The 17,495-nt window shown below is 59.5% G+C and carries 15 protein-coding genes; 6 read left to right on the top strand and 9 right to left on the bottom strand.

Annotated elements, in window-relative coordinates; translation table 11 throughout:
• Positions 1-31: 31 nt before the first annotated feature.
• From GG681_RS05485 to GG681_RS05465, 5 genes are all read right to left on the bottom strand, one after another.
• Positions 32-1,369, bottom strand: a complete 1,338-nt coding sequence (locus tag GG681_RS05485; RefSeq protein WP_153545895.1) for a S41 family peptidase — start codon at positions 1,367-1,369, stop codon at positions 32-34.
• Between the two features lie 5 nt (positions 1,370-1,374).
• The gene (locus tag GG681_RS05480) at positions 1,375-2,523 is read right to left on the bottom strand and encodes a murein hydrolase activator EnvC family protein (RefSeq protein ID WP_408057653.1); all 1,149 of its coding nucleotides are present in this window, start codon (positions 2,521-2,523) and stop codon (positions 1,375-1,377) included.
• Complete coding sequence (gene gpmI / locus GG681_RS05475) at positions 2,520-4,040, bottom strand: 2,3-bisphosphoglycerate-independent phosphoglycerate mutase (protein WP_153545893.1); 1,521 nt, start codon at positions 4,038-4,040, stop codon at positions 2,520-2,522. The genes GG681_RS05480 and gpmI overlap by 4 nt, the downstream gene beginning before the upstream one ends.
• A 110-nt stretch (positions 4,041-4,150) precedes the next feature.
• The gene (locus GG681_RS05470; protein ID WP_153545891.1) at positions 4,151-4,924 is read right to left on the bottom strand and encodes a hypothetical protein; all 774 of its coding nucleotides are present in this window, start codon (positions 4,922-4,924) and stop codon (positions 4,151-4,153) included.
• 212 nt (positions 4,925-5,136) lie between these two features.
• Positions 5,137-6,069, bottom strand: coding sequence for an ABC transporter ATP-binding protein (locus tag GG681_RS05465; RefSeq protein WP_153545889.1), 933 nt, complete (start codon positions 6,067-6,069; stop codon positions 5,137-5,139).
• 83 nt (positions 6,070-6,152) lie between these two features.
• Between GG681_RS05465 and GG681_RS05460 the strand changes: the two genes are divergently transcribed.
• Positions 6,153-6,344 carry a zinc-finger domain-containing protein gene (locus GG681_RS05460; RefSeq protein ID WP_153545887.1) on the top strand — a complete coding sequence of 64 codons (192 nt, stop codon included), beginning with the start codon at positions 6,153-6,155 and terminating at the stop codon, positions 6,342-6,344.
• Between the two features lie 258 nt (positions 6,345-6,602).
• Here GG681_RS05460 and GG681_RS05455 read toward each other — a convergent pair whose 3' ends face one another.
• Entirely contained in the window at positions 6,603-7,154 is a 552-nt protein-coding gene (locus GG681_RS05455) for a hypothetical protein (RefSeq protein ID WP_153545885.1), read from the bottom strand.
• Positions 7,155-7,192: 38 nt separating this feature from the next.
• Between GG681_RS05455 and polA the strand changes: the two genes are divergently transcribed.
• A complete protein-coding gene (gene polA, locus GG681_RS05450; RefSeq protein WP_153545883.1) occupies positions 7,193-9,991 on the top strand; it encodes a DNA polymerase I in 2,799 nt (932 codons plus the stop codon).
• A 234-nt stretch (positions 9,992-10,225) separates the two neighbouring features.
• On the opposite strand, the gene GG681_RS05445 is transcribed toward polA, so the two are convergent.
• Together GG681_RS05445 and GG681_RS05440 are read right to left on the bottom strand one after the other, a co-directional pair.
• A complete protein-coding gene (locus tag GG681_RS05445) occupies positions 10,226-10,471 on the bottom strand; it encodes a DUF2798 domain-containing protein (protein WP_153545881.1) in 246 nt (81 codons plus the stop codon).
• Positions 10,472-10,538: 67 nt separating this feature from the next.
• On the bottom strand, positions 10,539-11,303 hold the full coding sequence (locus GG681_RS05440) for a hydroxypyruvate isomerase family protein (protein WP_153545879.1): 765 nt from the start codon (positions 11,301-11,303) through the stop codon (positions 10,539-10,541).
• Positions 11,304-11,479: 176 nt separating this feature from the next.
• On the opposite strand from GG681_RS05440, the gene GG681_RS05435 reads away from it, so the two are divergent.
• Positions 11,480-12,229, top strand: coding sequence for a hypothetical protein (locus GG681_RS05435; protein ID WP_153545877.1), 750 nt, complete (start codon positions 11,480-11,482; stop codon positions 12,227-12,229).
• On the opposite strand, the gene GG681_RS05430 is transcribed toward GG681_RS05435, so the two are convergent.
• The gene (locus GG681_RS05430) at positions 12,212-12,790 is read right to left on the bottom strand and encodes a DUF1285 domain-containing protein (RefSeq protein ID WP_153545875.1); all 579 of its coding nucleotides are present in this window, start codon (positions 12,788-12,790) and stop codon (positions 12,212-12,214) included. The genes GG681_RS05435 and GG681_RS05430 overlap by 18 nt on opposite strands.
• Before the next feature lie 64 nt (positions 12,791-12,854).
• Between GG681_RS05430 and GG681_RS05425 the strand changes: the two genes are divergently transcribed.
• The 3 genes from GG681_RS05425 to GG681_RS05415 are packed head-to-tail and all read left to right on the top strand — an operon-like array spanning position 12,855 to position 17,490.
• Positions 12,855-13,871, top strand: a complete 1,017-nt coding sequence (locus GG681_RS05425; RefSeq protein WP_153545873.1) for an AAA family ATPase — start codon at positions 12,855-12,857, stop codon at positions 13,869-13,871.
• Complete coding sequence (locus GG681_RS05420) at positions 13,868-14,737, top strand: DUF58 domain-containing protein (protein ID WP_328593274.1); 870 nt, start codon at positions 13,868-13,870, stop codon at positions 14,735-14,737. Before GG681_RS05425 ends, GG681_RS05420 begins: the two co-directional genes overlap by 4 nt.
• Entirely contained in the window at positions 14,734-17,490 is a 2,757-nt protein-coding gene (locus GG681_RS05415) for a DUF4159 domain-containing protein (protein WP_153545871.1), read from the top strand. The genes GG681_RS05420 and GG681_RS05415 overlap by 4 nt, the downstream gene beginning before the upstream one ends.
• Positions 17,491-17,495 lie beyond the last annotated feature (5 nt).

Below are 17,495 nucleotides of genomic sequence, written 5' to 3'. Positions count from 1 at the left end.
TTATATCGGGCTGCCCGGTTTAATGCCCAGATTACTTATCTGACCCCAGCGCGGTCAGACCGGTCAGGATATCGATGGCATAGGCCAGCTGGTAATCCTGCTCCCGCAGTTCCGCAGCCGCTTCGGCCTTGGCGCGATCTTCCTCGATCTGGCGCACTTCATCCTCGGTGAGGCTGTCATTGTTGAGACTGCCACGCAGATCCGCCTCTGAACGCTGGAAACGGTTGCGGGTCTCGTCTTCCTCTTCGGCGTCTGGGCGACGGCGGGGCTGCTCAACCACGATGTCAGGCGAAACACCCAGCGCCTGGATCGAACGACCCGACGGGGTGTAATAGCGCGCGGTGGTCAGACGCATGGCACCACTTCCGCGCAACGGCATCACGGTCTGAACCGAACCCTTACCAAAGGATTTGGTGCCCACCACAATCGCACGACGGTGATCTTGCAACGCACCCGCCACAATTTCCGACGCCGAGGCAGAGCCCCCGTTGATCAGCACCACAATCGGCAGACCTTCGGCCAGATCACCAGGTGTTGCGTTGAACCGCTCCCCATCTTCCGGGTTGCGGCCACGGGTGGACACAATCTCACCGCTTTCAAGGAAAGCATCCGACACTTTGATCGCCTGCGTCAACAGACCACCCGGGTTGTTGCGCAGATCCAGCACGATGCCATTGACGTTATCAACACCACCGGCGGCTTCGATCTGCTCATCCAGACCTGCTTTCAGGTTGGGGAAAGTCTGATCGTTAAAGGTGGTCACTCGCAGAACCGCGGTTTTACCCTCGGTACGCGCCCGCACCGCCGTCAGCTTGATGGTGTCGCGAATGATCGACACATCAAACGGCTCATCTTCGCCTTCGCGCACAACGGTGATGACAATCTCAGACCCCACCGGGCCGCGCATCATTTCAACCGCCTGATCCAGCGACAGGCCCAGCACGCTTTCGCCATCCACATGGGTGACAAAATCACCCGCCTCGATGCCCGCTTCATCCGCTGGGGTGCCATCGATTGGCGAGACAACTTTGACAAAACCCTCTTCCTGGGTCACTTCGATGCCAAGGCCGCCAAATTCACCACGGGTCTGTACCCGCATGGCTTCGGCATCCTGTGGCGGCAGATATGAGGAATGCGGATCCAGCGATTGCAGCATGCCAGAAATTGCCGCTTCAATCAGCTCTTCGTCCTCAACCTGTTCGACATATTGCACGCGGATACGCTCAAAAATGTCACCAAACAGATCCAACTGCTCATAGACGCTGGTTTCGCGTGCGCCTTCTTGTGCCAGCAAGGGGCCAGCCACATAGCCGGTTGCCAAGATCCCTGCCAACGTGCCGCCCACGGCGGCCATCGCGATTTTCTTCATGAATGTCATCCGTTCTTGCCGGTTTGGAACCAGGTTTCCGGGTCCACCGGACTATTATCCATTCTCACTTCTATATAGAGCGTTTCTGAACGATCAGTTCCAGCCCCTTCACCGCTTAGTGACAAAATAGCGTCCGCTTGCAGCAGCTCCCCGCCCATCAAACCCACAGGCGTGCCCGCAGGAATGACCTGCCCGGTCTCACCAAACACTTCCGCAAGCCCCGACAACACAAACAACGTGTCCGGCTGCGGCTCCAGAATCACCACATTGCCCAGATCCAAAAGCGGCCCGCGATAGCGAATCGTGGCCGCGGTGGGGCTTTCCACCAGCGCCCGCGCCCGCGCTGCAACCAACAACCCCGGTCGCGCAATCCCCGCTGCATCGCGCTGACCATAGCCCCGCAGCACCAGCCCCTGCACCGGCAAGGGCAGCTCTCCGCGCAGATCACTGATGTCACCGGTCTCAGCTGCGATCTCACCACCGGCGATTTCTGACAGCCCATCAGCAAAGCCAGAAAGCGTCTCGGTTGATGAAATCAGGATCGCGGTGCGCACCGGATCCTCGGTGAAACGACGCGGCAAATCAGTACGATCGGCAATGGCTTCTGATAGCGAGGTACGCGCGTCCTGCACACCCTGCAGCCCCTCTTGCAGGCTGCCCAGCGCATTTTGCTGCAAGAGGCGCAGGGTTTTCACCTCATCAAGGTCACGTTTCAGCGCATCCACCCGCGCCTGCACCCCCGGTGTCACCTCCGCCAGCATCATCGCTGAACGCGCCGCCCCCAAAGGACCAGAAGGATGCAGCATCAGCACCGGCGGCTCTGAAGTTTCGATGGTCTGAATAATGCCAAGAAGGTCTGCAACCTCCTCTTCGCGCGCCTTAAGCTGCGCGCTCAGCGCGGTTTCGCGGCGCGCCACCCGGCGCAAACCATCGCGCATGGCCGCAAGCCCATCTTCATAGGCCTGCACCGTCTCGGTCAGCGCTTTCACCCGGTTGCGCGCGCCCTCGGCCTCCTGAAGCTGCACACCTGCCGCCTCTAGACGCGCGGCAGCAGCCTCGGCCATAGCCGCAGGATCCTGCGCCTGGGCCATCTGACCAGCGCAGACCCCAAAGAAACCGGCCAACAGGGAAAAGAGCGCCGCGCGCCAGATCATTTCAGCAGGCTCTCCCCGGTCATCTCTGCAGGCTGTTCCAGCCCCATCAGATCAAGAATGGTCGGGGCAAGATCCGCAAGACGGCCGTTTTTCAGCGCCGCACCTTCAGGGCCACCCACCAGCGCAACCGGCACCAGATTGGTGGTATGGGCCGTATGGGCACCGCCGGTGTCCGGGTCCACCATCACTTCGCAGTTGCCGTGATCTGCGGTGACAATCATTGCACCACCCGCTTTTTCGAGCGCGGCCACAACCTGTGCCAGCCCCTGATCCACCGCTTCGCAGGCTTTCATCGCCGCCTGCAGATCGCCGGTGTGGCCCACCATATCGGGGTTGGCATAATTGGTCACAATCAGGTCATAACCCGCCTCGATCGCCTCAACAAATTTTGCGGTCACTTCGGGGGCGGACATTTCCGGCTGCAAATCATAGGTCGCCACCTTGGGCGATTTGGGCATGAAACGGTCTTCGCCTTCATAAGGTGTTTCCACCCCCCCGTTCAAAAAGAAGGTCACATGCGGGTATTTCTCGGTTTCGGCCAGACGGAACTGACGCTTGCCCTGTTTGGCAACCCATGCGCCCAGGGTGTTGACGATCTCACGCTTGGGATAGGCGGTGGTCATATAGGTGTTGTGCCCGTCCGAGTATTCCACCATGCCCAACAGCCCAGCGAGCTCTGGACGGGTGCCAGTTTCAAACTCTGCAAAACCCGGCTCACCCATGGCGCGCAGGATCTCACGCGCGCGGTCGGCGCGGAAGTTAAGACAAAAGATACCATCGCCGTCTTTGACACCTTCAAAGCCATCAATCACCGTGGCTTTAACAAATTCATCCAGCTCATCGCGCCCATATGACCCCTCGATGGCCTCAACTGCGCTGGCCGCTGTGAATTGCCCCGCGCCTTTGATCATCGCCTCATAGGCCTGGCTGACCCGCTCCCAGCGGTTGTCGCGGTCCATCGCGTAATAGCGGCCGGTGACGGTTGCGATCTTGGCACCTGCTGCCATTTTCTCTTCAAGTTCAGCAACATAACCCAGCGCCGATTTCGGAGCCACATCACGCCCATCTGTCATCGCATGCAGATAGACCGGCACCCCCGCATCGCGGATGGCTTTTACGGCGGCAAGGATATGGGTCACATGGCCATGCACCCCGCCATCGGACACCAACCCCATCAGATGCGCGGCACCGCCAGTTTCTTTGAGACGCGCAATGAACGCCTGCAAGGCATTGTTATCAAAGAAGGATCCATCCTCGATCGCCAGATCGATCTGGCCCAGATCCATCGCCACAACCCGGCCCGCGCCAATATTGGTATGGCCCACCTCAGAGTTGCCCATCTGCCCGGTGGGCAGGCCAACATCGGGACCATGGGTGATAAGCTGCGCCTGCGGACCTTTGGCCATAATCGCATCAAAGGTCGGCGTCTCAGCCAGATGCGGCGCGTTGGCCGCAACCCCATCCGAGCTGCCCCAGCCATCAAGAATACAAAGAACAACGGGTTTAGGTGTTGGCATAAAATTGCTCCGGCACTGTGGGGCTATGAATTGGTCACAGGCCTTCTACAGCCTAAGGCACCGTTGGGGAACCACCTTAACCAAGTGCAGCCCTTATTCAGCTTTTCTACTCAACGCTGCAGCAGATCCCAGGCCCAGGGCAACACACCATAAAGCAGATTTCCCGCCACAAACAGGAACAGCACCACCCAGATAACGCCACGCACCAGTACATGCAGCGGCGGGCGCGGGCGGTGGTTGGCCCACAGCGGCCAGAGGAAAAGTGCCACAAAAATCGCGGGCAACAGCAGCAAAAGCCGCCCCTGCACCCAGGCTTGATAGGCGGCGGAGGGGGCAACCTCGATCCCCCATTGCCCCCAGGCCGCCACCACCGTCGCCACCACAAGCGGCCCCCAGGACAAAAGGTTTAGCAGCGAAACCCCTGTGCGATCTGGCATCTCTTCTTCGCGTTCTTCGCGGGCCAGCCGGTAAGACAGGCCAAAGGGGAACACCGTCACCACCAGCACAATCAGGCTCCAGAGCAGCAGCTGCGCCACCACCGTGTCAGTCAACAATTCACCATAGGGTGCGGGAAATTCGGGATGCGCCGGAGAGATCACCTCATCGCGGGCGGCAAAAAGAAACAGCGCCACAAGACCAAACCAAATGCCACAGCCTTTGGCGAGCAGGATGCGCGGGCCAAAACGCCGGGTGAGCTGCAAGGTCCAGCGGTGCAATTTGGGCGACAGGAACAGCAGGCTCATCGCGAGCACATAGGAGGCCACCATATAGGTTGCGGTGGGATCCAGGAAAAATACCGTGCGGATTTCCATTTCGATTGCCAGCGCAGCAGCCAAAAGGCCAACCAGCCCCAAAAACCGCGCGCTCAGCGTATTGAGTCCCATCAAAATCTGCATATGCCCCAGCCCTATTGCCACTGTTCGCGCTGTTCTGGACACAGTTCCAGAACAACAACAAATGGCAATGCTGTGATCAACACGACACAAAAACCGCGCGTGCAGCAATCAAGGTAGGTTTCGCAGCGAAACCTACCTTGTTGTTTTTATAGGTTAATTTCTTCCTACAGGGCGTGCGCCCCCCGCGCAACAGGGCGGTGTTATGCCACCGAAGACGTCAGCGAGAGGAACACGTCTTCGAGATCGGCCTCTTCGGTTTTGACGTCACGAATGGAAATCCCGGCACCGCGCACGGTTTCCAGCACCATTTCTGCGGTGGTCACCTGGCTGCGGTAACGCAGCACAACGGCACCATCGCCGCGCAGCTCTGATTCAATCCCCGCGCCCTGCGGCAGATCCACAACCGGCGTAGCCGGATGCACCACCATCGTGCGTTGATCCATACGACCCAGCAAATTGGCCGTGGTGTCGCGCGCCACCATTTCACCCTGGTTGATAATGGCGATCTCGTCGCACATTTCTTCGGCTTCTTCGAGATAATGGGTGGTCAGGATGATGGTCATGCCCTGATCGTTCAATTTGCGGATATTTTCCCACAGCATCTGGCGCAGCTCAATATCCACCCCGGCGGTGGGTTCATCGAGCACCAAAATATTGGGATGATGCACCAGCGCCTTGCCCAGCAAAAGCCTGCGGCGCATCCCGCCAGACAGCGTGCGGGCATAGGCGTCGGCTTTGTCTTCAAGCCCGATCATCCGCAGGATTTGTGCGCTTTTGCGCTGCGCCTTGGGCACGCCGTAAAGACCCGCCTGCACCTCAAGCGCGCCAAAGGGGGTAAAGAAGGGATCCAGGTTTAATTCCTGAGGCATAACCCCAATGGCCGCGCGCGACTGGCGCGGGTTTTCATCCTGATCAAAGCCCCAGATCGAAACCTTGCCGCTGGTTTTCAGCACAAGACCTGCAAGGATATTGATCAAGGTGGATTTGCCTGCGCCATTGGGCCCCAGCAGACCAAAGACCGAGCCGCGCGGCACGTCGAGGTCAATTCCTTTCAATGCGTGTTTTTCCGGCTGCCCTTTGCGCCCGCCATAGGTCTTGCGCAGAGATTGGATTCGGATCGCGGCGTCATTCATTGCTATACTTGCCCCTGATTTTGGCTCATAATTGCGCCCATCTGAAAATCACGCCTAGCGGAAAAGAACAAGGATCGCCAGCAATGACCGTGCAAGCGCCTGAAACAAAGATTGTGGATAGTTATCGCGTCGTCTGTGACGGCGGAGAAGGAGCCCTGGGCCATCCGCGGGTTTACCTGCAAATCCCCAAGGACGTGGGTTATGTGGAATGCCCCTATTGTGACTGCAAATACATTCACAAGGATCATGTTGATCGTCTTGCTGCTGCGGCCTGAGTAAAGACAACAGCCTGAGCGACATGAAAACGCGCCCCGGTTTATCCGCTGGCGCGTTTTGTTTTTTAGCCTCTTTGTGTGTTGCTGCGTCAGGACAGCAGGTCAGTCGCCTGTGGGCAGATCTCGGAAATCAGTTCCGCGCTGCGGTCGAGAACCTCTTGTGCCTGAGCGACCGGCGACACCAGCAGGCCAACGCGCAGGACGCGTGCAAATACCGTTATTGAAAAATGGGAAAACAGAATGGGGGGGCAGGCGCGCTTATTGCGCCTGGGCAGTTGCTTTCAGCGGCACCATCAGATCGCCACATTTCAGATTAGGCATATTGTCGCCCTGATCAAGGAAATGCAGCACATTGGCCCCGGACCAGGCGCGGATCATCCGGCCCTGGCTGTCTTTGCCAGAGCTGATGGTGGTGCCGGTGTCGCCATCGCGGGAGGCAAAATTCAGGTGAAACTGCGAGCCATCCCCACATTTCAGCCGTGCCCGACCAGCGCCAAGCTGCTCATGCGCGCCCCAATGGCCGGAACATTGCAGACCTGTGTTGGTGCGCCCCAAGATGATTCCCACCCCTTCGCCGCGGGCCTGACCATCGAAATAGACCCCTTCATCGCCAATACAGGCCAGAACCCGCACGCAGGGCTGGCCCGCTTCGGACGTGTTGTAACAGGGGGGCAGCAGGGCCTGCAGGTTTTCGGTTTGTTCTTGTTTTTCCAGCACTTGCGGCACGCGGAAGCTGGCACCACCGGCGGCCATGAGCGCAGCAGGCTGCGTAAAGATGCAAAGAGCGACTAGAAGAACAAATCGGAACATGTCAGTAACTCAATCAAACGGACTTGGAGAATAATGGCATGAGCAATACTGAATTCGGCGCGGGCTGTCACCTGCATCTTATCGATGGTTCAGCGTTCATTTTCCGAGCGTATCACGCGCTGCCGCCGCTGACGCGCAAATCCGATGGGTTGCCGATTGGCGCGGTTTCGGGGTTTTGCAATATGCTGCAGCGCTATGTGGCGGGCAATCACGGGGCGGATGCACCCACCCATGTGGCGGTGATTTTTGACCATTCCGGCAAGAGCTTTCGCAACAATCTTTATGATCTCTACAAGGCCAATCGCCCGCCCGCACCCGAGGATCTGAGACCGCAGTTTCCGCTGACCCGCGATGCAACGCGCGCCTTCAACATTGCCTGCAAAGAGGTCGAAGGCTTTGAGGCGGATGATATCATTGCAACCCTGGCCTGTCAGGCGCGCGACGCTGGTGGGCGCTGTACCATTATCAGCTCGGACAAGGATCTGATGCAGCTTGTGGGCGGCGGGGTTGAGATGCTCGACGCGATGAAAAACAAACGCATCGATCGCGACGGTGTTGAGGAGAAATTCGGCGTTGGCCCGGAACGGGTGGTGGATGTGCAGGCGCTTGCGGGCGACAGCGTGGACAATGTGCCGGGCGCGCCGGGGATCGGGATTAAGACCGCGGCTTTGCTGATCAATGAATATGGCTCCCTTGAGGAACTTTTGGATCGCGCCGAAGAGATCAAACAGCCCAAACGCCGCCAGACCCTGATCGAAAAACGTGACCAGATTGAATTGTCGAAACAGCTGGTGCAGCTGGATTGCAATATGGAGCTGGATTTCAGCCTTGAAGAGCTGGAAGTGCGCGCGCCCGAGGCTGATACGCTGCTGAGCTTCCTTGCGGATATGGAGCTGCGCACGCTGTCAAAACGGATGGCGGATCAGCTGGGCCTTGAGGTTCCGGTGATTGCAGATGCGCCAGCGGCGGTAGAAATTGCCGCGCCCGAGGCCGTGGCGTTTGAGGCGGAGAAATACGAATGTGTCCGCGATGCAGCGGCGTTGCAGGTTTGGATTGACCAGATCCGTGAACGCGGCTGGGTTGCGGTGGATACCGAAACCACCGGCCTGGATGAGATGCAGGTGGATCTGGTGGGGATTTCGCTTTGTGTTGAGGCGGGCACCGCCTGTTATATCCCGCTGACCCATAAGGCGGGGGGTGACGATCTGTTTGGCAGCGAAGGTCTGGCCGAGGGGCAGATGCCATTGGAGGACGCGCTGGCGCTGCTGAAACCGGTGCTGGAAGATCCCGCGATCATCAAGATCGGCCAGAACATCAAATATGATGCCAAGATCTTTACCCGCTATGGCGTGAGCGTTGCCCCGGTGGATGACACCATGCTGATGTCTTATGCCTTGCATGGCGGCGAACATGGGCACGGTATGGACACGCTGTCTGAGCGCTATCTTGATCACAAACCGATCCCGATCAAACCTCTGCTTGGCACTGGTAAATCCGCGATCACCTTTGACAAAGTGGCCATCGATGAGGCCACCGCCTATGCCGCCGAGGATGCTGATATCACCCTGCGCCTGTGGCAGCTGTTCAAACCCAAACTGCATCAGCGTCAGGTGACCCGTGTCTATGAAACGCTGGAGCGCCCGCTGGTGCCGGTGCTGGCGCAGATGGAGATGCACGGGATCAAAGTGGATCGCGACACGCTGAGCCGGATGTCAAACTCCTTTGCCCAGAAAATGGCCGGACTTGAATCAGAAATTCACGCGCTCGCGGGGGAAGATTTCAACGTGGGCTCGCCCGCGCAGCTGGGCGAGATCCTGTTTGATAAAATGTCCCTGCCCGGCGGCAAACGCGGCAAGAACGGCAAATATTCCACCGGTGCCGATATTTTGGAAGATCTGGCCACCGAACATGACCTGCCCGGTAAGGTGCTGGATTGGCGGCAACTTTCAAAGCTTAAATCCACCTACACCGACGCGTTGCAGGATCATATCAACCCAGATACCGGCCGGGTGCATACGTCCTATCTGCAGACCGGTGCCAACACTGGGCGGATGGCCTCATCTGATCCCAACCTGCAAAACATTCCGATCCGCAGCGAAGAAGGCCGCCGTATTCGCGAAGCTTTTGTGGCGGGGCCCGGCAATGTATTGCTGGCGCTGGATTATTCCCAGATCGAGCTGCGCATCCTGGCCCATGTGGCGGGGATTGATGCGCTGAAAGACGCCTTTGCCCAGGGTCACGATATTCACGCCATGACCGCATCAGAGATGTTTGATGTGCCAATGGATGAGATGACCCCCGATATCCGGCGTCAGGCCAAGGCGATCAACTTTGGTGTGATTTACGGGATTTCGGGCTTTGGTCTGGCGCGCAATCTACGCATCCCGCGCAAAGAGGCGCAGGGCTTTATTGACCGCTATTTTGAACGGTTCCCCGGCATTCGCCGCTATATGGACGACACCGTCGCCTTTGCCAAAGAGCATGGCTATGTGGAGACGCTGTTTGGCCGTAAAATCCATACGCCGGAAATTGCCGCCAAAGGGCCGCGGGCAGGCTTTGCCAAACGCGCGGCGATCAACGCGCCGATCCAGGGCACAGCCGCTGATGTGATCCGGCGCGCCATGATCCGCATGCCGGACGCAATTGCACATCTGCCCGCGCGGATGCTGTTGCAGGTGCACGACGAATTGCTGTTTGAGGTGCCAGAAGAGGCCGCCGATGACACGATTGCAGCTGCCAAAGCGGTGATGGAGGGGGCCTCGGATCCTGTGGTCCATCTGGATGTGAAGCTTGTGGTGGAAGCGGGGCGTGGCCTCAACTGGGCCGAAGCGCATTAACGCAAGGGGTGTGCTCCCGCCCGCTTCGGACGCTGATGCGTCCTGCACAGTTGGGCGTGGCACCTGCGGTGCGCGGGTGCGGTTTGTGCGCGCCGATTAACCATCTATGGGTTTAATCATCATAGGCCATCCGCAATAGCATCCACGCCGGGCGGTAGCCCGGCGCCCGGCCCAACGAGGGGCACATTTGTTAAATGTGCAACCCTCGGCGGGAGCGCACCCCCAAATGCGCTGTTATTGCTGTGCGGGGCGTTCCTGTGCGGGCACCAGTTTCCAGACCAATTTGCGCACAAAGGGGCCAATCACCAGCATGACGGTGAATGCAATCGGCCAGGCCAAGCTCCAGGCACCAAGCCAGGCGGGCACCGTCTCAGCCCCAAGGCCCACCGTGCGCAGGCTCGCCACCAGCGTCACGATACAGGACATGGTACCGGAAAGAATGAAAGCAACGACGTGCGGAACAATACGGGCAGGCAACATGGCGGCTCCTGATAAAAAATCTGATCAGTAAATAGGCACATCATGGTGCAAAAACAATTGATCTGCCTCATGTTTCATCAAATTGCATCCAGCCCAGTGAATCTTCGGTGCGGGTGGTTGACGGCGTGTATTCTGCGCTCACCCAGCCGTCATAGCCGCTGGCATCGATTGCGGCAAAAAGTTCTGCAAAATCAACCGGCCCGGTGCCCGGCTCACAGCGGCTGGGCGCAGCGCCGATCTGCACATGTACCGCGTGCTGGCCAAATTCCTGCCACACCGCAGCGGCATCGCCGTGGATCATTTGTGCGTGATAGGCATCATATTGCAGCCCAACATTGGAGCGCGCCACCGTTTCAAGAACCCCCATCGCCAGCGTATAATCATTGAGAAAATAGCCGGGCTGGTCACCCCGGTTCAGCGGCTCAATGGTGAATTGCTGCGCCGGAGCCTGATCCGCGGCATATTGCAGGTTGCGGATAAAACAGGCGCGCGCCTCTTCGCCTTCGCTATAGCCCGCCATCACATGGATCATCTTGGGGCGCAAAACATCCGCATAACGCATCACCCGGCGAATATCGCGTTGAAAACGCTCCTCCATTTCCGGCATTGCCGCATAACCGGGACGCCCGCCAGTGTAATTGGGCGGCGGTGCATTGATCAGCAGCAGTTCGAGCCCATTGGCCAAAAGCGCGCGCTGGGTTTCCTTGGCCGCAACCTCATAGGGAAACAGCACTTCCACCGCTTCAAAGCCTGCATCTGCGGCTGCCTGAAAGCGATCCAGATAGGGCAGCTCAGTAAAGAGCATCGAAAGGTTTGCGGCAAATCGGGGCATGGGCGTCCTGCATCTTGGTCGAGGCGTTTAGGTTTCAGCGGCGGTCTAACCTTAGCCTACGGGAGCGCCAAGTCTGCGAAAACCCGGTATTTAGAGCAAAGTTTCACGATGGCGAAACAGCGCTGGTAGGATCACACATCCTCTGTCAATCTGCGTCTGTTCAACATGGTTTTTTCATGCACAAACCACACGCTATTCTTCACGATGCATTTTCACTGGCGCCGACAGACGCGCAGCGAAGGCGCACGGTTCTGGCCCTCTCTGCTCTGACGTATGTGCCAAACCCCGGTGATCGGATCATGGTGGATGAAGAGGTCATGGACATACTTGAAGTCTCAAACCACCAACAACACAGCTGCCTGACTACCCGCCCATTGGGCGCAATGGGAGACATAAGCGTTTTGGTCGATCATCCGCTGGAACGGGTGCAGAAAGCCTTTAGCAAAACCCACGCACCACGGGTGGAGATACTACCGCATACGCCCCTGCCCTGGCATTTCTGCGCTGAGGATGTGCCAGAATTCACCCAGCTCAATCACGATTGGAACGCGCATCCAAATACGCCAGATCCGCAGATTGCCGTAACAGACACCGATCTAGAGGTGCAGCTGAGACCCAACCATTATCAGTTTCGGGCGTTTGCAGGCGTTGAACGGATCACCTTGCAGTTTCACAATTGCGCGCGTTATCGGCTGACCGCTCTCAATGATCATGGCTGGTATGGTGGCCAATGCCGTTTCAGCGGCCTTGCCCCCAATTGGGGCGAGTTTTATCAAATAGCAGGCAACAGCCGCGACGATCTAGATCCAACGCCGTGGATCGACCTGCAGGGCAGTGGCACACGGCATTTTCATTTTTACCTGCGCGATGAAACGCTTGAAGTGAAGGCCGATCAGTGGGAGCTGCTGTCACACCAGCTCACCTGAGGGGATCACCGGGAAGAATTGGCCGCCGGACCACAGGCCAAACCAGCCGTCGTGATGGGCGCCAAGATCTACCAGACGATAAAAGCTTTTGCGGTCAATCAGCGCCTCTAGGTCGGCGCGGATCAGCACATAGGGCGCGGGCTCGCCGGTTTCGGGGTCACGCACCACGCGGATCGGGTGATCGGGGCCTGCGGTGGCCTCATCCCCCACATGGGTAGTAAAGCGCAGCTCTTGGCTTTCACCTGTACCTGTGGCTTCAAAATCCACTGCCACAAAAGGCGCGTCATCCACGGTGATGCCGACTTTTTCCACCGGGGTGACGAGGAAATATTTGCCCTCTTCGCGTTTCAGGATGGAGGAGAACAGTTTCACCAGCTCAAACCGGCCAATTGGGGTGCCAAGGTAGAACCAGGTGCCATCACGGGCGATGCGAATGTCGAGATCGCCGCAAAACGGCGGGTTCCACAGATGTACCGGCGGCAGGCCCTTGCCTTTGGAGGCGGCTTTGGCGGCCTCGGCCAGACCATCGGCAGTTGGCGTAACGGTATTTTGTCCACTCATTGCTTTTGCCATTTCTGATAAGCGCGATAGAGTGACAGTGTATAGGCGGTGTAAAGGGAAAGCTATGTCCGAAGCTGAGAATTTGCTGACGGAAATTGAGACCTTGGAGCGCAAGCTGCAGGAGGCGCGGGCCTCGATCACCCGACGCTTTATTGGCCAGGAGCGGGTGGTGGATCTGACCCTTGCAACGCTGTTGTGCGGCGGTCATGGCTTGCTGATTGGCCTGCCGGGGCTGGGCAAGACACGTCTGGTAGAGACCCTGTCCACCGTGATGGGGCTGGATGGCAGCCGCATCCAGTTTACACCCGATCTGATGCCTGCGGATATTTTGGGCTCAGAAGTGCTGGATACTGCTGCGGATGGCAGCCGGGCATTTCGGTTTATTCAGGGGCCTATTTTTTGCCAGCTCTTGATGGCGGATGAAATCAACCGTGCCAGCCCGCGAACGCAATCGGCCCTGTTGCAGGCAATGCAGGAGCGCGAAGTCACCGTGGCGGGCGATACCCGCACATTGGGTGTGCCGTTTCATGTGCTTGCCACCCAGAACCCGATTGAGCAGGAAGGCACCTATCCGCTGCCAGAGGCGCAGTTGGACCGGTTCCTGTTCCAGATTGATGTGCCCTACCCGGATCGCGCAACCGAGCGCGACATTCTATTGGCCACCACCGGAGTTGAAGAAGACAACGCCCATGCGGTGTTTACCGCCGCAGAACTGGTGGCGGCGCAGACCCTGTTGCGGCGCATGCCGGTGGGGGAATCGGTGATGGAGCTGATCTTGGATCTGGTGCGTGCTTTCCGCCCGTCAGAGGTGGATGTCTCGGCTGAGGTGCGCGACAGCGTTGCCTGGGGTCCGGGGCCGCGCGCGGCGCAGGCGCTGATGCTGGCGGTGCGGGCGCGGGCAATGCTGGACGGGCGGCTTGCCCCCAATGCGGAGGACGTCATCAATATGGCGCTGCCAGTGCTGAGCCACCGGATGCAGTTGAACTTTGCTGCGCGGGCGCGCGGTGACAGCCTGCCTGATCTGATCACGGATGTTGCCGCCAAGGTACAGGCGGCGCAGATTGCCGGGGCCGCCGCGTGAGCGCCCATTTACGCCAGCGCGCCGAAGAAGAGGCCAGTGCGCTGCCGCCCCTATTGGTGCAGGCAGAGCAGCTGGCCGGATCGATCCTATTGGGTGATCACGGGCGCAGGCGTGCCGGGCTTGGCGATGATTTCTGGCAATACCGTCCGCTGCAGCAGGGCGACAGCCGCCGCATGATTGATCACCGCCGATCTGCGCGCGGCGATCATCAGTTCGTGCGCGAGCGCGAATGGCAGATCGCACAGACGGTGCATCTGTGGTGCGATCTTGGTGGCTCAATGCAGTTTGCGTCACATGATGGCCTGCCGCAAAAGATTGAGCGCGCACGTGTCTTGTCGCTTGCCTGTGCGATCTTGATGCTGCGGGCGGGCGAACGTGTGGGGCTGACCGGGGGTGTGCTGCCGCCGCGTCGGGGCAATGCACAGGTGCTGCGGCTGACACAAATGCTGATGCAGCAGGAGGCGCAGGATTTTGCGCCACCGGAACACCGGGCGCTGATCCCCCATGCGCGGGCGCTGTTTGTCTCTGATTTTCTTGGCCCCTTTGAAGAGCTGCAACTGGCGCTCACCAAGGCTGCGGATCGCGGGGTGCGGGGTGTGGTGTTGCAGGTGCTTGACCCGGCCGAAGAGCATTTCCCCTTTGCTGGGCGCACCCGGTTTCAAAGCCCCTCCGGGGCGCTTGAACATGAAACGCTAAAGGCCAGCGCGCTGCGCGACCGCTACAAGGCGCGTCTGGCCGAGCGGCGCGATCTGTTGCAGCGCCTCTGCCGTGATGCGGGGTGGAGCATGGGCGTGCATCATAGCGATGACAGCGCCCTAAACGGGCTGATGTGGATTTACCACGCCATGCAAAGGACCAGCGCATGAACATCATTGCAGGCATAGGATTTGGCGCACCCTGGCTGTTGCTGGGGCTTTTGGCGCTGCCGATCCTGTGGTTTGTGCTGCGTGCGGTGCCGCCTGCGCCACGCAAACAGATCTTTGCCGGGGTAACCTTGCTTTCTGGGTTGAAAGACGACGAAAGCCAAAGCGACCGCACCCCCTGGTGGCTGCTGCTTTTGCGTTTGCTGGCGGCGGCGGCGATTATTGTCGGCCTCGCCGGGCCGGTGTTGAACCCGGATCAGCAGGATCGCGGCGCGGGGCCATTGCTGGTGGTGCTGGATGCCAGCTGGGCCGGGGCGCGCCATTGGAGCGCGCTACAGGCGCAATTGGCGCAGGATCTGGGCGAGGCAGGCCGCGATGGCCGCCCGGTGGCGCTGCTGCGTCGCAGCGCGCCCGAAGCCTTGCAGTTTCAATCCGCCGATGTCTGGCAACAACAGGTCGCGGGGATTTTGCCCGAAGCCTGGCACAGCACAGAAGCCACAACAGAAGTGGCCTTGGCTGCAATCGCGGCTGTTGAAGGTGGGTTTGACACCCTGTGGTTCAGCGACGGCATCAACAGCACTGGCCATGCGGATCTGCTCAGCGCGGTTGAAGCGCGCGGAGCAGTAACGGTTGTGGCCCCACCGGCGCAGCCTATGGGATTGCGCCCGCCTGAATTTGTTGATGGTGCAATTGAGCTGCGCGCAACCCGTGCAAACGCAGAAACTGCGCAAGATATTCGCGTGTTGGCACAGGGCACCGACCCAAGCGGCAGTTTGCGACCGCTGGCGCAGATCGACCTGAGCTTTGCCCCCGGTAAGAGTGATGCCAGCGCAAAGCTGCTGTTACCAGCTGAGCTGCGCGCGCGGCTGCAGTGGTTTTCGATTGAGGGCGCGCGCTCTTCCGGGGCGGTGGCGCTGGTGGATGATGCGCTGCGCCGCCGTGAGGTTGCGCTGATTGGTGCGGCCAGCGGCAATGAAGGGCTCGCGCTGCTGTCGCCGCTGCATTATCTGCGCAGCGCCCTGATCGAGAGCACCGATCTGTTGGAGGGCAGCCTGAGTGACATTCTGCCAGCAAACCCGGATGTGATTGTGCTGGCGGATGTGGCGCGGCTGCCAAAATCCCAGGAGGACGCGCTGATTGAATGGGTCAATGCTGGCGGGCTGCTTGTGCGCTTTGCCGGGCCGCGACTGGCGGCAAGCGATACCTCCCGCGCCGAAGAACATCCGCTGATGCCGGTACGTTTGCGCAGCGGTGGCCGCAGTCTGGGCGGCGCCATGAGCTGGGGGGCGCCCAAAACGCTGGCATCCTTTGCGCAGAACTCTCCGTTTTATGGGCTGGAGATCCCTGATGAGGTCACCGTGACCTCGCAGGTGGTGGCGCAGCCCGATCCCACCCTGGCAGAGCGGGTGATTGCAGAGCTTGGAGATGGCACCCCACTGGTGACGCGCAAGGCGCTGGGTCAGGGGCAGGTGGTGCTGTTTCATGTCACGGCCAATGCGGAATGGAGCAGCCTGCCGCTTTCGGGCTTGTTTGTGGACATGCTGGAGCGCTTGTCGATCACCAGCGCCGCCCAACGCCCGGATGAGGCCAGTCTTGAAGGTACGATCTGGAGCCCGGTGCAGGTATTGAACGGGTTTGGCCAGCTGCAAGATGGCAGCGAACTCGCGGGCGTTGCCGGCCCTGACCTTGTGAGCGCCGTGCTAAGCCGCGACCTGCAACCCGGCCTTTACCAAAGCAACAGCCGCGCCCTGGCCCGCAATGTGATTGGCGCGGATACGGTGATTGAAATGGCGACATGGCCTGCAAGCGTGACCCTGCGTGGCTTTACCCCGGCTGAGGAAAAACCGCTGGGGGGCTGGCTGTTGGCGCTGGCGTTGGTGTTGCTGGCCGTAGATGTGGTGGCAACACTGGCCCTGTCTGGCCTGGTGCGGATCGCCCGTGTGGCAGCGCCTGTCATCATCGCGATGATGCTGTACGGGCAGGATGCAGCTGCGCAGGAAACAGACAACCCTGCCGCGCTGGCATCAGAAGTGACGCTGGGATACGTGCTGACCGGGGATCAACAGCTGGATCAGCTGTCGCGCCGCGGGCTGCGCGGGTTGAGCGATGTCTTGTATTATCGCACCTCCATTGAGCCTGCGAACCCCGCCGGGGTGAATTTGGAACAAGATGAGCTGGCGTTTTACCCCCTGCTCTATTGGCCGGTGAGCGTAAAACAGCCGCAACCTTCGCCCAAGGCCTATGAAAAGCTCAACGCCTATTTGCAATCTGGCGGCATGATCCTGTTTGACACCCGCGATGCGGATCTGGCGCGGGCCGGGGCCAATAGCCCGGCGGCGCGGCATCTGCAGCTTTTGGCGCGGCCGCTGGATATTCCACCGCTGGATGTGGTGCCCAGCGACCATGTGCTGACGCGGGCGTTTTATCTGCTGCAGGATTTTCCCGGGCGCAAACGGGGAGCGCCGGTCTGGGTTGAGGCCGCGCCCGAAGACGCCGAACAGATCGAAGGGCTGCCGTTTCGCAACCTCAACGATGGGGTGACGCCGGTGGTTATTGGCGGCAATGATTGGGCATCTGCCTGGGCCGTAGATGAAAACGGGCGACCCTTGCTGCCGGTGGGGCGTGGTTTTGCCGGGGAGCGCCAGCGCGAGATGGCTTATCGGTTTGGCATCAATCTGATCATGCATGTTCTGACCGGAAATTATAAATCCGATCAGGTTCATGTGCCGGCCCTGTTGGATCGGCTGGGGCAATGATGCTG

The sequence above is a fragment of the Tritonibacter aquimaris genome (assembly GCF_009617595.1).
GTDB lineage: Bacteria > Pseudomonadota > Alphaproteobacteria > Rhodobacterales > Rhodobacteraceae > Epibacterium > Epibacterium aquimaris.
This window is presented reverse-complemented; position numbering and strand designations above follow the sequence as displayed.

Excerpts from the sequence above, each read along its gene's own strand:
- GG681_RS05455 (WP_153545885.1), bottom strand. The coding sequence starts at position 7,154 with ATGTTCCGATTTGTTCTTCTAGTCGCTCTTTGCATCTTTACGCAGCCT.
- GG681_RS05465 (WP_153545889.1), bottom strand. The coding sequence starts at position 6,069 with ATGAATGACGCCGCGATCCGAATCCAATCTCTGCGCAAGACCTATGGC.
- GG681_RS05460 (WP_153545887.1), top strand. The coding sequence starts at position 6,153 with ATGACCGTGCAAGCGCCTGAAACAAAGATTGTGGATAGTTATCGCGTC.
- GG681_RS05425 (WP_153545873.1), top strand. The coding sequence starts at position 12,855 with ATGTCCGAAGCTGAGAATTTGCTGACGGAAATTGAGACCTTGGAGCGC.
- GG681_RS05430 (WP_153545875.1), bottom strand. The coding sequence starts at position 12,790 with ATGAGTGGACAAAATACCGTTACGCCAACTGCCGATGGTCTGGCCGAG.
- gpmI (WP_153545893.1), bottom strand. The coding sequence starts at position 4,040 with ATGCCAACACCTAAACCCGTTGTTCTTTGTATTCTTGATGGCTGGGGC.
- GG681_RS05435 (WP_153545877.1), top strand. The coding sequence starts at position 11,480 with ATGCACAAACCACACGCTATTCTTCACGATGCATTTTCACTGGCGCCG.
- GG681_RS05445 (WP_153545881.1), bottom strand. The coding sequence starts at position 10,471 with ATGTTGCCTGCCCGTATTGTTCCGCACGTCGTTGCTTTCATTCTTTCC.
- GG681_RS05440 (WP_153545879.1), bottom strand. The coding sequence starts at position 11,303 with ATGCCCCGATTTGCCGCAAACCTTTCGATGCTCTTTACTGAGCTGCCC.
- GG681_RS05480 (WP_408057653.1), bottom strand. The coding sequence starts at position 2,523 with ATGATCTGGCGCGCGGCGCTCTTTTCCCTGTTGGCCGGTTTCTTTGGG.
- GG681_RS05415 (WP_153545871.1), top strand. The coding sequence starts at position 14,734 with ATGAACATCATTGCAGGCATAGGATTTGGCGCACCCTGGCTGTTGCTG.
- GG681_RS05485 (WP_153545895.1), bottom strand. The coding sequence starts at position 1,369 with ATGAAGAAAATCGCGATGGCCGCCGTGGGCGGCACGTTGGCAGGGATC.
- polA (WP_153545883.1), top strand. The coding sequence starts at position 7,193 with ATGAGCAATACTGAATTCGGCGCGGGCTGTCACCTGCATCTTATCGAT.
- GG681_RS05470 (WP_153545891.1), bottom strand. The coding sequence starts at position 4,924 with ATGGGACTCAATACGCTGAGCGCGCGGTTTTTGGGGCTGGTTGGCCTT.